Genomic DNA, 15,522 nt, shown 5'->3' on the forward strand with positions numbered 1-15,522 from the left:
TATGGCCCGTGGGGTTAACAAAGTCATTCTGGTCGGCACCTGTGGCCAGGATCCCGAAGTCCGCTACCTGCCCAACGGTAACGCCGTGACCAACCTGAGCCTGGCTACCAGCGAGCAGTGGACCGACAAGCAGTCGGGCCAGAAGGTCGAGCGTACCGAGTGGCACCGTGTGTCGCTGTTCGGCAAGGTTGCCGAAATCGCCGGCGAATACCTGCGCAAGGGTTCGCAGTGCTACATCGAAGGCAAGCTGCAGACCCGCGAGTGGGAAAAAGACGGCATCAAGCGCTACACCACCGAGATTATCGTCGACATCAACGGCACCATGCAGCTGCTCGGCGGTCGTCCGCAGGGCCAGCAGCAGGGCGTTGACCCGTACAACCAGGGTGGCGGCAACTACGGTGGCGGCCAGCAGCAGTACAACCAGGCCCCGCCACGTCAACAGGCCCAGCGCCCGCAACAGGCCCCTCAGCGCCCGGCACCGCAGCAGCCAGCCCCGCAGCAGCCAGCCCCGCAGCCGGCGGCTGACTTCGACAGCTTCGATGACGATATTCCGTTCTGATCCAAGCCGTTAAGCAGCTGGCAAAAAACCAAAAACCCAAGGCAGATGTCTTGGGTTTTTTTATGAGCAAACAGTGGTAGTGCTGTGCGGGCTTTCCTCTAAAAAGAAAGCGGCGAGGATAGGGCGCCAGCTTCGCGATATCGCGGGAATCTCGGCAGCCCATTGAGTAGGAAAAATGCCATAAGATAATGCAAATTTTATATGGTTATAGGAAACGCTAACCGTAAATGTCAGAGACTTCTGAAGTTCTAGTGGGGCGCATTTTTTCCTATCCTGATCGCTTAGTATTCACTTTTTAAAGGAGTGGATCATGAAAAGTGCTGAGAAGGAATGCCTGTTAGGTCAAATAAACCTGAAATCAGACGCGCGAAACTACGATGTCTCTGGTTTTTCCGAGATGTATGCAGCTCATCTTGAGGGGCCTGCTGGGGACGCTGCGTTTTACGGTCGAGTACTAATAGGCATTGGTTTCGCAATTTCCGCACTGGGCCTTGGCATCTTCCTGTTTGGTCCTGAGGTTATTTATTATGACCGGTTTTCAGGCCCCACTCTGATTCAACACATACAAGCGAACTCCGGCCTCGTTGCAATGGCCGGCGGGTTGATAATGGCGTGGGGCGGGAAGCGGCGGGATGACGGCATTGTTTATCGGGAGGATTTTCTCCTGTCCCATTACAAGTTTGTAACGGAAGATGGGCAAGATGTTAGCGGTCAGGTTTCTGTCCGATACCTGGAAGGAGATAATTTCAGTGTATTCATCGACTTGTAGTCGAGCGAGTATGTTCGGGCCTTGTTAGAGTCATATTTGTCATTGATTCAAGTTATGCCTCTTACTTGACAGTCTGCCCTCAGATCTTTTGGCTGGTACCGTTCTGCTGTACCTGTTTGGTTGCCGGCTACAAATCAAGCCATGTGACACCGAGTGCCGTTTGGAGTGGCCTCGCGTCGCAAAACGGGCGCATAGTGCCCCAATGGCACGACTACACCAATACCAGTCCAGTTCAATAAAACAACCGCGGCTCCGGTGAGTCCAGCAAGCTGACCAGCTTGGTCAGGGCAAAGCCCAGTTCCTGGCGGCTGGGGGCCATCAGGGCGATGCGCACGCCGCAGTTGGCGTGGCTGCGTTCTGGCAGGAACTGGCTGCCACTGACTACCGTGACGCCGTTGTTACGCGCCAGGTTGGCGAATTCGTCGCTGGTCCACGGCTCGGGCAACTCCAGCCAGATGTGGAAGCTGTTGGGCTGGCTGCGGATCTTGTACTTGCCAAGGATCTCCTGGGCCATTTGCTGGCGCGCGGCCGCCTCTTCCTGTTGTTCTCGCACCAACTGGTCGGCCATGCCGCTGTTGATCAGGTTGCTGGCCAGTTGCGCCATCAACGGCGATGGCATCCAGACGCTGCTGCGTACCATCGACGATAGCCGCGAGAGGGTTTGCGGTGGGGCATACAGGTAACCGATACGCAGCGCCGGCAGCACACTTTTGGACAGGCTGGTGAGGTACACCGAACGTTCGGGCGCATACGCCGCCAGTGGCTGGTAATCCGGTGCGGGTTCAAGGAAACCGTAGATATCGTCATCGACGATGAACAGGTCGAACTCGCGGGCGATCTCGGCGATGGCCTGGCGCCGTGCGTGGGGCATGATCGAGTTGGTCGGGTTCTGGTGGGTGGTGACGCACACCAGCAGGGAAGGGCGGTGCTCCAGGCACGCCGCGCGCAATGCCTCGGGAATCAGGCCGTGCTCGTCCATGGCCACGCCGCGCAGGCGGCGGCCCATGCTGTGGGCCAGGGAGATGATGCCTGGGTAGCAGAACGACTCGCACAGCACCACATCGTCGCTCTTCGACAGGCTGCTGATGGCCACAAGCAGGCCGTGCTGGGCCCCTGAGGTGAGCACCACCTGCTGCCAGCGCGCCTCGGGCAGCCAGCGTTGGATCCAGGCGGCACCGGCCTGCTTGTGGGTCGCATGGCCGCCATCGGTGACGTAGTCGAGTACCTGCGCCAGGTCGGGTGACGCGGCCAGCTCGTTTATGGCTCCGCGCAGCCAGTCGGTCATGTGGGCATCGTTGGGTTTGATGATCGACAGGTCGATCTGGCCGCTCTCACGTTCGGCGGCCACGGGCTTCGGCCGTGCGACCGGGGCAGGAGGAGAGCTTTGCAACTGCCGTTGCTGCAGCACGAAGGTGCCGCGGCCGACTTCGCCTACCACCAGGCCGCGCTTGGCAGCTTCGTCGTAAGCGCGCCCGATGGTGCCGGGGGTCACGTTCAGGGACTCGGCCAGGTCCTTGAGTGTCGGCAAACGTTCGCCAGCCACCAGCCGGCCACTGCCAATGTCTTGCTCCAAGGCGTCGGCAATCATCAGGTAGACCGGCTGCGCCAGGTCGCTGTAGTGAGGAACCCACATAGAAATGGCACCAGAATCTGCGAGAACGCGGAAGCCTAGCACGAAAGGTCTGATGGAAGTAATTGTGTTTTCGTACGGGTAAATTACCTCGATTGAGTCGCTTGAGGTTGTCGTGCGTTTGCATCGAATGCCCGCTTTCACAAGGCGATCCCTTCCCCGGCTGTTCTCCGCATTTCGTGGTGTCAGATGGAAACCTTTTGAAATCAATGATTTGATTGAATCGATTCAATCCCGCTGTTTTATGCGATCGAAAATAAATTGAATCGACTCTATTTTTGTAATTACAATGATTGAGTCGATGCAATGTGCGATTGCCCCAGCGGCTTTCATTGCTGGCATCGCACAGCTGTGAACGGCTTCAAAAAATACAACGTCTGCCGCCTCTGCCCGGCTTAGCACGACACCGAACGGCCTCAAGCCAGCTCAATGGAATATCACTCGAAATGGAAAGCGCACAACTGCATCAAGGGGCCGAGCCTCGGACCTCATTGGAGATCCGCCTGCCCTGGGTCACCTCCAGCGCCTGGCAAACCCTGCTGAACAACACCCCGCTCGATTTCGAGACGAGCAAAGAGCTTTACCCACAGATCAAGGATCAAGCGCAGGAAGTGCTGGGCAAGGCGCTGTGCCAGCAGATCCGCGGCTTTGTCGAAAGCCCGCACCTGACCAGCATGATCGTGCGCAACTGCCCCCGCGACCGGGACATCCCGCCCACGCCTTATTCGGGCGTGCTCAGCCCGCGCAGTACGCCCATTGCCTGCCTGGTCAGCCTGACCATGCAGAGCCTGATGGGGATCAACCCGGTGGTTTATGAGGGTGAGAACGATGGCCGCCTGTTCCGCCATGTCATCCCGTCGCGCAGTTCTTCCAGCCACAAGAGCTCCCATGGTTCGCGGCTGCGCTTTTCCTATCATGTGGACAACCCGGACCTGCCGCTGTCCTCCGAGCCGCTTGGCACCGCTTCCTGCTGCCCGGAGTACCTGTCGTTCTTCGGTATGCGCTGTGATCCGCGCATCAGCACCACGCTGGTAAACCTCGATGCAGTGGTCGCAGCGCTACCTGCATCGACCGTGCGCGAACTGTGCCTGCCGCAGTTCGAAATCCGCCGCCCGGACTCGTTCACCGGCAATCGTCGTTGCACCGCCGAGCTGCCAGTCCTGGCGCGTGGTCACGCTGGCGAATGGTTGTGCCGCTTCGACAGTGAAAACACCCACGGCCTGAACCTGCGTGCCGAGCAGGCCCTGGGCAGCCTGCGCAGTGTGCTGGAAACCCGCCGCTTCGATGAGCCGCACCTGCTGCTGCCGGGCGATTTCATGATCTTCAAGAACCAGCGCGTGCTGCATGCCCGCGATGGCTTCGAGCCACAGAACGATGGTGCCGACCGCTGGCTGTTGCGCCTGTTCGCGGTCAACGACCTGAACCGGGTGCACTTCGCCCGGGCCGATCACCTTTACGAAGTTCTCTCCTGATCCCTTTCACTGACTCGATGGACGTACTGTTATGGAACTGTTAGGCGCTTTCTGGGCGGAACACTGGTTGCTGGCGATCCTCATGCTCGGGGCGATTGCCTTCGTTGCTGGCTTCGTCGACAGCATTGCCGGTGGCGGTGGGCTGTTCCTGGTGCCGGGCTTTCTGCTGGTTGGCATGCCACCCCAGGTTGCCCTTGGCCAGGAAAAACTGGTCAGTACCCTCGGCACGCTGGCGGCCATCCGCAACTTCCTGGCCAACAGCAAGATGGTCTGGAAGGTAGCGCTGGTCGGCGTGCCATTCTCGCTGCTCGGTGCCTACCTGGGGGCGCACCTGATCGTGTCTATCTCCCAGGAAACCGTGGGCAAGATCATCCTGGCGCTGATCCCCTTCGGCATCCTCATCTTCCTCACCCCCAAGGACCGCCCGGTCGAGGAGCGCGAACTGTCATCGCGCATGCTGTTCACCGTGGTCCCGCTGACCTGCCTGGCCATCGGTTTCTATGACGGCTTCTTCGGCCCCGGTACCGGCAGCATGTTCATCATTGCTTTCCATTACCTGCTGCGTATGGACCTGGTCTCCAGCTCGGCCAACTCCAAAACCTTCAACTTCGCGTCCAACATCGGCGCCCTGGTGGCCTTCGTCATTGCCGGCAAGGTCGTCTACCTGCTGGCGTTGCCGCTGGTGGCCTGCAACATCCTCGGTAACCACCTGGGCAGCGCACTGGCCCTGCGCAAGGGCAACGAAGTGGTGCGCAAGGCGCTGGTGTTCTCGATGCTCTGCCTGTTCACCAGCCTGGGCGTGAAGTACCTGGCCTGACCCTTCCATAGGAGACAACTGATGAAAACCGCATTCGTAACTGGCGCCTCCTCGGGCTTTGGCCGCGCCATCTGCCGTACCTTGATCGGCAAAGGCTACCGCGTGATCGGTGGCGCCCGGCGCATGGACAAGCTGCAAGCGCTGGAGGCCGAGCTGGGCGTCAATTTCATTCCGCTGGCGCTGGACGTCACCGACCCGGTGTCGCTCGAGGCGGCGGTCGAGCAGATTCGTGATGCTTCGCTGCAGATCGACCTGCTGGTCAACAATGCCGGGCTGGCGCTGGGCGTGGACCGTGCCCAGGCCAGCAGTGCGGAAAACTGGCAGCGGATGATCGACACCAACATCACCGGCCTGGCCATGGTCACCCACAAGATCCTGCCGCAGATGGTGGAAGCCGACAGCGGCATGATCATCAACATCGGCTCGATCGCCGGCACCTACCCCTACCCGGGCGGTAACGTGTATGGCGCCAGCAAGGCCTTTGTCCGCCAGTTCAGCCTCAACCTGCGCGCCGACCTGGCGGGCACCCGCGTGCGAGTGAGCAACATCGAGCCAGGGCTGTGTTCGGGGACCGATTTCTCGGTGGTGCGCCTGAACGGTGACCTGGATGCCGTGCAGGCGCTGTATCGGGATGTGGAGGCCATCCTGCCCGAGGACATCGCGGCCACGGTGGCCTGGATTGCCGAGCAGCCGGCGCATGTGAACATCAATACCATCGAGATCATGCCGGTGGCCCAGAGCAGTGCGGCGCTGAACGTGGTGCGCAACCTTCCGCTTTGCTGATCGGCTGGTGGTGGATGGCACCGGCGTTGCCGGTGTTCGCGGGCACGCCCGCTCCCATAGGAATAGCGGCCTGCTTCGGGCATGTGCAGTACCTGTGGGTTTACCCGCGAATCTGGCAACACAGCGCCCTCAGCTGACCCATGTCATCGCACCTTCTCGATTCTTGGCTAGTCTTAACTGTTGGCGGCCATCAATTGGCCGCCACCGTGACTACCAAGAGGCGCCGGCCATGTTCCGTGCGTCCACCACCTGATCAGGAGTGCACGATGGACCTGAACCGTCGGCAGTTCTTCAAGGTCGCCGCCGTCGGCCTTGGAGGCTCGAGCCTTGCGGCGTTGGGCATGGCCCCGACACCAGCATTCGCCGAGCAGGTGCGTCACTTCAAGCTGGCGCATACCAAAGAAACCCGTAACACATGCCCCTACTGCTCGGTCGGCTGCGGCCTGATCATGTACAGCCAGGGCGATGCGGGCAAGAACGTCAAACAGAACATCATCCATATCGAAGGTGACGCCGACCACCCGGTCAACCGCGGCACCCTCTGCCCGAAAGGCGCTGGCCTGCTGGACTTCATCCACAGCCCGAGCCGCCTGCAGTACCCCGAGGTACGCAAGCCTGGCAGCAAGGAGTGGGTGCGGGTCAGCTGGGACGAGGCGCTCGATCGCGTCGCCGACCTGATGAAGCAGGACCGCGACGCCAACTTCATCGAAAAGAACGCCCAGGGGCAAACGGTCAACCGCTGGCTCACCACCGGTTTTCTCGCTGCTTCCGCCGCCTCCAGCGAGGCTGGCTACCTGACCCACAAGGTCGTCCGCGCAACAGGCATGCTGGGGTTCGATAACCAGGCTCGTGTCTGACATGGCCCGACGGTGGCAAGTCTTGCCCCGACGTACGGCCGTGGCGCCATGACCAACCACTGGTCCGATATCGCCAACGCGAATCTGGTACTGGTGATGGGTGGCAACGCAGCAGAAGCGCATCCGTGCGGCTTCAAGTGGGTGACCGAGGCCAAGGCGCACAACAAGGCGCGGCTGATCGTGGTCGACCCGCGGTTTACCCGTACCGCTTCGGTGGCGGACTACTACGCACCGATCCGTACCGGTACCGACATCGCCTTCATGGGCGGGCTGATCAATTACCTGCTGAGCAACGACAAGATCCAGCACGAGTACGTGCGCAACTACACCGACGTGTCGTTCATCGTCAAAGAGAACTATGGTTTCGAGGATGGCCTGTTCAGCGGCTACGACGAGGCCAAGCGCGTATATGCCGACAAGTCCGGCTGGGGTTACGAGCTGGGTGAGGACGGTTTTGCCAAGGTCGACCCGACCCTGCAGCATCCGCGCTGCGTGTTCCAGCTGATGAAGCAGCACTACAGCCGCTATACCCCGGAACTGGCGAGCATGACCTGTGGCATGCCGCAGGACGCCATGCTGAAGATCTGGGAAGAGATCGCTACCTGCTCGGTACCGGGCAAGACCATGACGATCCTCTACGCGCTGGGCTGGACGCAGCACTCGATCGGTGCGCAGATCATTCGCAGTGCGGCCATGGTGCAGTTGCTGCTGGGTAACGTCGGCATGCCGGGTGGCGGGGTCAACGCCTTGCGCGGGCACTCCAACATCCAGGGCCTGACCGACCTCGGCCTGCTGTCCAACTCGTTGCCGGGTTACCTGACCCTGGCCGGCGATGCCGAGCAGGACTATGCCGCCTATATCGACAAGCGCGCCTCCAAGCCACTGCGCCCTGGCCAACTGTCGTACTGGCAGAACTACGGCAAGTTCCACGTCAGCCTGATGAAAGCTTGGTACGGCGCCAATGCCACCGCAGAGAACAACTGGGGCTACGATTGGCTGCCCAAGCTCGATGTGCCGGCCTACGACGTGCTGCGCATGTTCGAGATGATGGGCCAGGGCAAGGTCAACGGCTACATGTGCCAAGGTTTCAACCCGATAGCCGCGCTGCCGGACAAGAACCGCGTCACCGCGGCCCTTGGCAAGCTCAAGTGGCTGGTGATCATGGACCCGCTGGCCACCGAGACCTCGGAGTTCTGGCGCAACGCCGGGCCGTTCAATGATGTAGACACGGCCAACATCCAGACCGAAGTGATCCGCCTGCCCACCACCTGCTTCGCCGAGGAAGACGGCTCGCTGGTCAACAGCAGCCGCTGGCTGCAGTGGCACTGGAAGGGCGCCGACGGCCCGGGCGAGACCCGCACCGACGTTCACATCATGAGCGAGCTGTTCCTGCGCCTGCGCCAACGCTACCAGGCCGAGGGCGGCGCCTACCCTGATGCGCTGATGAACATCAACTGGCCATACAAGGTCCCTGAAGAGCCATCCCCGGAGGAACTGGCCAAGGAAATGAACGGCTGGGCGGTGGCCGACGTCACCGACCCGACTGGCGCAGTGCTCAAGGCCGGCCAGCAACTGGCGGGCTTTGGCCAGCTCAAGGACGACGGCAGCACCGCGTCCGGCTGCTGGATCTTCGCCGGCAGCTGGACCGAGCAGGGTAACCAGATGGCTCGCCGTGACAACAGCGACCCGTATGGCATGCACCAGGTGCAGAACTGGGCCTGGGCCTGGCCGGCCAACCGCCGCATCCTCTACAACCGTGCCTCCAGCGACCCGCAAGGCAAGCCGTGGGACCCGGAGAAGAAGCGCCTGGTTTGGTGGAACGGCAAGGCCTGGACCGGCACCGACGTGCCCGACTTCAAGGTCGACTCGCCGCCCGAGGCGGGGATGAACCCGTTCATCATGAACCCCGAAGGCGTGGCGCGCTTCTTCGCCATCGACAAGATGGCCGAAGGCCCGTTCCCCGAGCACTACGAGCCGTTCGAGACGCCGATTGGCATCAACCCGCTGCACCCGCAGAACAAGAAGGCCACCAGCAACCCGGCCGGGCGGGTCTTCGACTCGGTGTGGGACAGCCTCGGCAAGCACGACGAGTTCCCGTACGCGGCGACCACGTACCGGCTGACCGAGCACTTCCACTTCTGGAGCAAACATTGCCGGCTCAACGCCATTGCCCAGCCCGAGCAGTTCGTCGAAATCGGCGAGGTGCTGGCCAACGAGAAAGGTATCAAGGCCGGTGACCGGGTGCGGGTGTCGAGCAAGCGCGGGCACATCGAGGCGGTGGCAGTGGTGACCAAGCGGATTCGCCCGCTCCAGGTCAACAACCAGACTGTGCACCAGATCGGTATCCCGCTGCACTGGGGCTTCACCGGGGCTACGCGGCATGGCTACCTGACCAACACCTTGGTGCCTTTCCTGGGTGACGGCAATACCCAGACGCCAGAGTCCAAGTCGTTCCTCGTCAAAGTGGAGAAACTCTGATGGCCAGCCAAGACATCATCGCCCGCTCGGCCACCACCACCGTACCGCCTTCGGTACGCCAGCAGCAGGAAGTCGCCAAGCTGATCGACACCACCAAGTGCATCGGCTGCAAGGCCTGCCAGGTGGCGTGTTCGGAGTGGAACGAACTGCGTGACGAGGTCGGCCACAACCACGGCACCTACGACAACCCCCAGGACCTCACCGCCGAGACCTGGACCCTGATGCGCTTCACCGAGCACGAGCGCGACGACGGCAACCTGGAGTGGCTGATTCGCAAGGACGGCTGCATGCACTGCGCCGAGCCAGGTTGCCTGAAAGCCTGCCCGAGCCCGGGGGCGATCATCAAGCACGCCAACGGCATCGTCGACTTCAACCAGGACCACTGCATTGGTTGTGGCTACTGCATCACCGGTTGCCCGTTCAACATCCCGCGCATCTCGCAGAAGGACCACAAGGCGTACAAGTGCACCCTGTGTTCCGACCGCGTGACCGTGGGCCTGGAGCCGGCCTGCGTGAAAACCTGCCCGACCGGGGCCATCGTGTTCGGCACCAAGGACGAGATGAAGGTGCATGCCGCCGAGCGCATCGTCGACCTCCAGTCGCGGGGCTACGACAAGGCCGGGCTGTACGACCCGGACGGCGTCGGCGGCACCCACGTGATGTATGTGCTGCACCATGCCGACACGCCGAAGCTGTACGCCGGCCTGCCGGACCAGCCGGTGATCAGCCCGCTGGTTGGGTTGTGGAAGGGCTTCACCAAGCCGCTGGCGCTGCTGGCCATGGGCGCGGCGGTGCTGGCCGGGTTCTTCCACTATGTGCGGGTCGGGCCACAGCGGGTGGAGGAGGACGAGCCCCCGGCATCTGCGGATGAAAGCGTGCATCAGGTGGACCCGTCGGTCCATGTCTATGATCCGACCAAGCCCGGCGGGCAAGGGGAGCAGCGACCATGAACGACAACAAACCCATCCTGCGCTACAACGCCAACGAGCGCAGCAACCACTGGGTCGTCGCGATCCTGTTCGTCCTGGCTGGCCTGTCGGGGCTGGCGCTGTTCCATCCGGCGCTGTTCTGGCTCAGCAACCTGTTCGGCGGTGGGCCGTGGACACGCATCCTGCACCCCTTCATCGGGGTGGCGATGTTCGTGTTCTTCCTCGGCCTGGTGTTGCGTTTCTGGCGGGCCAACTTCATCACTGCCAACGACCGCCTGTGGCTGCGTCGCGTGGACCGGGTGATGCTCAACAAGGAGGAGGGTGTGCCACCGATCGGCAAGTACAACGCCGGGCAGAAGCTGTTGTTCTGGACCCTGCTGGTGTGCATGCTGGTTCTGCTGGTCAGCGGCGTGGTGATCTGGCGCGCATACTTCAGCCATTTGTTCGGCATCGAAGTCATTCGCCTGTCCGCGCTGCTCCACGCCCTGGCGGCGTTCGTGCTGATCCTCAGCATCATCGTGCACATCTACGCCGGCATCTGGATCAAGGGCTCGATCGGCGCCATGCTGCATGGCTGGGTCAGCCGCGCCTGGGCGCGCAAGCACCATGAGTTGTGGTACCGCGAAGTGACCGGTGACAAGACGCCGGGCAATCACGGACGAAAAGAAGGATGAGCGCTTGAGCACGATACTCGAACCCGGGCAGATCGAAGCGTCGGCAGTGATGCCACCGTTTCTGCACCTGCCCCCTGCCAACCTGTTCGAACTGCGCGCTGCGCGCCTGGAGCAGCTGGCCGTGGGCAATGCCCTTGGCGAATACCTGAAGCTGGTGGCTCGTTTGTGCCATATCCAGCAGCAGCTTGTGGATAACCCGCCCGCTGGCATGCCGGTGGCCGAGGAGCGTCAGCGCCTGTGCATAAGTCATGGTTTGCCGCCACTGGCGGCGGACAGCCTGGTGCGGGAAGGGTCGTGGCTGGTCTGGTTGCAGGCCTTGCTTGAGCACCTCGACGCGGACATTAGCGGTCCGTTGGGGGAGGCGCTGCAAGCCCTGCGCAGCAGTGACGACCATCAACGCAAGGGTTGGGGCATCGCCTTGCTCGCCGGCCAGTACGACGCAGTGCCCGCGGCACTGGTGCCGTTCATTGGGGCGGCCTTGCAGGCGGCCTGGTCCAGCTGGTTGCTGGCGCTGCCCGCGCCAGAGCTCAAGCCCGCCGACAGCCTGGCCCAGTGCCCGGCCTGCGGTTCGCCGGCGATGGCTGGGGTGGTGCGCAACCGCGGCAAGCACAATGGCCTGCGTTACCTGGCTTGTTCGCTGTGTGCCTGCGAATGGCATGTGGTGCGGGTCAAATGCGTGTACTGCGAGTCGAGCAAGGACCTGCGCTATACCAGCCTTGACGATGACCGCCATGCGCCGGGCAAGGCGCCGCTACGGGCAGAGTGCTGCCCGGAGTGCGAGAGCTACCTGAAGCAGAACTACCTGGAAAACGATGCGGCGGCCGAGCCGCTGGCCGATGACCTGGCCAGCCTGGCACTGGACATTCGCCTGGACGAGGAGGGCTTCCATCGGTTGGCACCGAACCTGATGCTCGCACCTGGGTAATGGAGAGTGTCTACACTGTAAGACCGAGTCGCCTTCTTCGCGGGTAAACCCGCTCCCACAGGGCCCGCGCAGCTTTTGAGGCTTGCGCGGCCCTTGTAGGAGCGGGTTTACCCGCGAAGAGGCCAGTACAGACAACGGATCAGTCCAAGGTAGTACCGCATGTCCTCCAGCCTAGCCAGCGACACCCCACGCCTGCCCTCCATCGACACCCTTTTGCGCCACCCGGCCTGCCTCCCGCTGATCGACCGCCACGGTCGCGACGCGGTCCTGGCCACCCTGCGGCAACTGCTCGACGATTTGCGCGACCCCGCCCGCACCGGCCAACTCAGTGCCGCCGAACTGGCCGCTGAAGTCCTGCTGGGCCGCACTGGCGAACGTTTGGCCACCCAGCAACGCAGCCAGGTCCGCCGTGTGTTCAACCTCACCGGCACCGTGTTGCACACCAACCTCGGCCGCGCCTTGTTGCCAGAGGAGGCCATCGAGGCCATGCAGACCGCCGCCCGCTACCCGCTCAACCTGGAATTCGACCTGGCCACCGGCAAGCGCGGCGACCGTGACGACCTGATCGAAGGCCTGATCCGCGAGCTGACCGGCGCCGAAGCCGTCACCGTGGTCAACAACAACGCCGCCGCCGTGCTGCTGGCGCTCAACAGCCTGGGCGCGCGCAAGGAGGGGATCATCTCCCGCGGTGAACTGATCGAGATCGGCGGTGCCTTCCGCATCCCAGACATCATGGCTCGCGCCGGCGTGAAGCTGCACGAAGTCGGCACCACCAACCGCACCCACGCCCGTGACTACGAGGCCGCCATCAGCCCACGTACCGGCCTGCTGATGCGGGTGCATTGCAGCAACTACAGCATTCAGGGCTTTACTACCCAGGTGCCCACTGCCGAGCTGGCGCGCATCGCCCACCAACATGACTTGCCTCTACTTGAAGACCTTGGCAGCGGCAGCCTGCTTGACCTTACCCGCTGGGGCCTGCCCGCCGAGCCGACCGTGCGCCAGGCCTTGGCTGACGGCGCCGATATCGTCACCTTCAGCGGCGACAAACTGCTGGGCGGGCCGCAAGCCGGAATCATCGTCGGGCGCAAGGAGCTGATCGCCAGGATCAAGAAGAACCCGCTCAAGCGCGCGCTGCGGGTCGACAAGATCACCCTGGCCGCACTCGAAGCGGTGCTGGCGCTGTACCGCAACCCCGACCGCCTGGCCGAGCGCCTGCCCAGTCTGCGCCTGCTGACCCGCAGCCAGGTAGAAATCCAGACCCAGGCCGAGCGCCTGGCGCCAGAGCTCAAGGCCCGCCTCGGCGAACAATGGGCGGTCAGTGTGGAGCCGGCGTTGGGCATGATTGGCAGTGGCAGCCAACCGGTGGCCCGCCTGCCGAGCGCGGCGTTGTGCCTGCGCCCGCAGGTGTCGAAGAAGCTGCGCGGGCGCAGCCTGCATGTGCTGGAGCGGGCCTTGCGTGACTTGCCGGTGCCGGTGCTCGGCCGTATCGCCGATGACGCACTGTGGCTGGACCTGCGCCAGCTGGATGACGAAGCCCAGTGGCTGGCGCAGTTGCCCGCCCTGCAATTGGGGCCGGTACAGTGATCGTTGGTACCGCCGGTCACATCGACCACGGCAAGACCGCATTGCTCCAGGCCCTGACTGGCCAGGCCGGTGACCATCGCCAGGAGGAGCGCGCCCGTGGCATGACCATCGACCTTGGCTACCGCTATGCGGCGTTGACCGAGGGGGCAGCGCTGACCGGCTTCATCGATGTACCGGGCCATGAGCGCTTTATCCACAACATGCTGGCCGGCGCCCACGGCATCGACCTGGTGCTGTTGGTGGTGGCGGCCGACGACGGGGTGATGCCACAAACCCGAGAGCACCTGGCGATCATCGAGCTGCTGGGCATCCCTCAGGCCCTGGTGGCGATCAGCAAATGTGACCGGGTAGAGCCGGCCCGCCTGGTCGAAGTACAGGCACAGGTCAGCGAGCTTCTGGCGCCGGGCCCGTATGCTGGTGCACGGCAGTTTCCGTTGTCGAGTGTGACCGGCGAAGGTATCGATGCCCTGCGCCAGGCCTTGCTGGCCGCGCAACAGCGCGTGCGCCAGCGCAGCGTGCGTGGCGGTTTCCGTCTGGCCGTCGACCGCGCCTTCGCCGTTACCGGTGCGGGTGTTGTGGTCACGGGCACGGCGCTGGCTGGGCGGGTCAGTGCCGGCGACACCTTGTTGCTGGGCAAGGCCGGCAAACCGGTGCGGGTGCGTGGCCTGCATGCGCAGAACCAGGCCGCGCTGGTGGCCGAGGCGGGCCAGCGGGTGGCACTGAACATCGCTGCCGAACGGCTGGCGGTGGAGCAGGTGCGCCGGGGTGACTGGCTGGTGCCCGAGTGGCTGCATGCGCCCAGCGTGCGGGTGGATATCGAGCTGAACCTGTTGCCGGGCGAGACCCGTACCTTCGAACATTTCAGCGCTGTGCACGTGCACCTCGGCACCCAGGACGTAACCGCCCGGGTGGCCTTGCTCGAAGGTGAAACCCTGGCGGCGGGCCAGCGCATGTTCGCCCAGTTGCTGCTCAACGCGCCGCTGCAGGCGGTACACGGCGACCGTCTGGTGCTGCGCGACCAGCGTGCCCAGCGCACCCTGGGGGGCGGCAAGGTGCTCGACCCGTTCGCGCCAAGCCGTCAGCGTCGCAGCGATGAGCGCCTGCGCCAATTGCAGGTGCTGCGTGATGCCGAGGACCTGGAGCAGGCCTTGCCGGCACTGCTCGCCAGCGCACCAGGGGGTATCGACCCACAGCGTCTGGAGCGGCAGTTCAATCGCCTGCGCGAAACCTGGCAGTTGCCGGAAGACGTGCTGGTGGTGGCCACGCGGCAAGGCCAACTGCTGTTTGCCAGTGCCCGGTGGCAGGCGCTCAAGCGCCAGGTGCTGGAGCAGCTGGCGCGGTTCCATGAACAGGAGCCCGACCAGCTCGGCCCGGACCGCGACCGCCTGCGCCGCTTTGCTGCCTTGCCGCTGGAGCGGCCCGCTTTTGTCAGTCTGCTGGATGAGTTGCTCGAGGACGGCGCCATTGCCAGCAGCGGGCCTTGGTTGCATCTGCCCGATCACAAGGTGCAGCTGAGCGAAGCCGACAGTGCGTTATGGGCGAGTCTGCAACCGAAGTTGCTGGCGGGGCAATACGATCCGCCCTGGGTCAGGACGCTGGCGAGCGAGGAAAATTGTGCCGAAGCCGATGTGCGCCTGTTGCTGCGCAAGCTGGCCCGGTTGGGCATGGTGCACCAGGTGGTGCGTGACCTGTTCTACCCCGAGGCGACGCTACAGCGCATGGCAGAGCTGCTGCTGGGGCAGGCCAGTGAAACGCCGATAGTGCAGGTTGCCGCGTTTCGCGATATGTTGGGCATCGGTCGCAAGCGCAGTGTGCAGATTCTGGAGTACTTCGACCGCATCGGCCTGACCCGGAGGGTGGCCGATCAGCGTCACATTCGCGCCGACAGCGCCCTGGCCCAGCAGCAGGCCAGGCACTGAGTTCAAGGAAGGCAATCGCGCCCGGTGGCGCGGCCGGGCTTCAAACCCGGTTGGGGACGGCAGCCGTTCCCGGGCAGGTTCGACTCCCGCTGCCTTCCGCCAATCATTTGTACAGGGGCTGCT

The 15,522-nt window shown here is 63.2% G+C and carries 12 protein-coding genes and 1 tRNA gene; 12 read left to right on the plus strand and 1 reads right to left on the minus strand.

Going from position 1 to position 15,522, the window contains the following annotated elements:
- Position 1: 1 nt before the first annotated feature.
- Both CAG00_RS22565 and CAG00_RS22570 read left to right on the plus strand, forming a co-directional pair.
- Positions 2–559 (plus strand): single-stranded DNA-binding protein, encoded by a 558-nt coding sequence (locus tag CAG00_RS22565; protein WP_085665366.1) that lies wholly within the window; start codon positions 2–4, stop codon positions 557–559.
- 310 nt (positions 560–869) lie between these two features.
- Positions 870–1,328 carry a hypothetical protein gene (locus CAG00_RS22570; RefSeq protein ID WP_170929319.1) on the plus strand — a complete coding sequence of 153 codons (459 nt, stop codon included), beginning with the start codon at positions 870–872 and terminating at the stop codon, positions 1,326–1,328.
- A gap of 232 nt (positions 1,329–1,560) precedes the next feature.
- Here the strand turns inward: CAG00_RS22570 and CAG00_RS22575 are convergent, their stop codons facing one another.
- Positions 1,561–2,961 (minus strand): PLP-dependent aminotransferase family protein, encoded by a 1,401-nt coding sequence (locus tag CAG00_RS22575; protein WP_085665367.1) that lies wholly within the window; start codon positions 2,959–2,961, stop codon positions 1,561–1,563.
- 443 nt (positions 2,962–3,404) lie between these two features.
- Between CAG00_RS22575 and CAG00_RS22580 the strand changes: the two genes are divergently transcribed.
- The 10 genes from CAG00_RS22580 to CAG00_RS22630 all read left to right on the plus strand — a co-directional run bounded on the left by CAG00_RS22580 (position 3,405) and on the right by CAG00_RS22630 (position 15,501).
- Entirely contained in the window at positions 3,405–4,430 is a 1,026-nt protein-coding gene (locus tag CAG00_RS22580) for a TauD/TfdA family dioxygenase (protein WP_085665368.1), read from the plus strand.
- Between the two features lie 31 nt (positions 4,431–4,461).
- Positions 4,462–5,247: a TSUP family transporter gene (locus CAG00_RS22585; protein WP_046615926.1), complete on the plus strand. Its 786-nt coding sequence runs from the start codon at positions 4,462–4,464 to the stop codon at positions 5,245–5,247.
- Positions 5,248–5,268: 21 nt separating this feature from the next.
- Positions 5,269–6,030, plus strand: a complete 762-nt coding sequence (locus tag CAG00_RS22590; RefSeq protein WP_085665369.1) for an SDR family NAD(P)-dependent oxidoreductase — start codon at positions 5,269–5,271, stop codon at positions 6,028–6,030.
- A 266-nt stretch (positions 6,031–6,296) separates the two neighbouring features.
- A complete protein-coding gene (gene fdnG / locus CAG00_RS22600; RefSeq protein ID WP_137162867.1) occupies positions 6,297–9,365 on the plus strand; it encodes a formate dehydrogenase-N subunit alpha in 3,069 nt (1,022 codons plus the stop codon).
- A complete protein-coding gene (gene fdxH, locus CAG00_RS22605; RefSeq protein ID WP_085665370.1) occupies positions 9,365–10,315 on the plus strand; it encodes a formate dehydrogenase subunit beta in 951 nt (316 codons plus the stop codon). Before fdnG ends, fdxH begins: the two co-directional genes overlap by 1 nt.
- The gene (locus CAG00_RS22610; RefSeq protein ID WP_075044437.1) at positions 10,312–10,968 is read left to right on the plus strand and encodes a formate dehydrogenase subunit gamma; all 657 of its coding nucleotides are present in this window, start codon (positions 10,312–10,314) and stop codon (positions 10,966–10,968) included. The genes fdxH and CAG00_RS22610 overlap by 4 nt, the downstream gene beginning before the upstream one ends.
- 4 nt (positions 10,969–10,972) lie before the next feature.
- Complete coding sequence (gene fdhE / locus CAG00_RS22615) at positions 10,973–11,893, plus strand: formate dehydrogenase accessory protein FdhE (protein WP_085665371.1); 921 nt, start codon at positions 10,973–10,975, stop codon at positions 11,891–11,893.
- Between the two features lie 159 nt (positions 11,894–12,052).
- A complete protein-coding gene (selA, locus tag CAG00_RS22620) occupies positions 12,053–13,480 on the plus strand; it encodes an L-seryl-tRNA(Sec) selenium transferase (RefSeq protein WP_085665372.1) in 1,428 nt (475 codons plus the stop codon).
- Entirely contained in the window at positions 13,477–15,399 is a 1,923-nt protein-coding gene (gene selB / locus CAG00_RS22625) for a selenocysteine-specific translation elongation factor (protein WP_075044440.1), read from the plus strand. Before selA ends, selB begins: the two co-directional genes overlap by 4 nt.
- A gap of 6 nt (positions 15,400–15,405) precedes the next feature.
- Positions 15,406–15,501 (plus strand) — tRNA-Sec (locus tag CAG00_RS22630).
- Positions 15,502–15,522 lie beyond the last annotated feature (21 nt).

This window comes from Pseudomonas sp. B5(2017) (assembly GCF_002112825.1).
Lineage (GTDB): Bacteria > Pseudomonadota > Gammaproteobacteria > Pseudomonadales > Pseudomonadaceae > Aquipseudomonas > Aquipseudomonas putida_Z.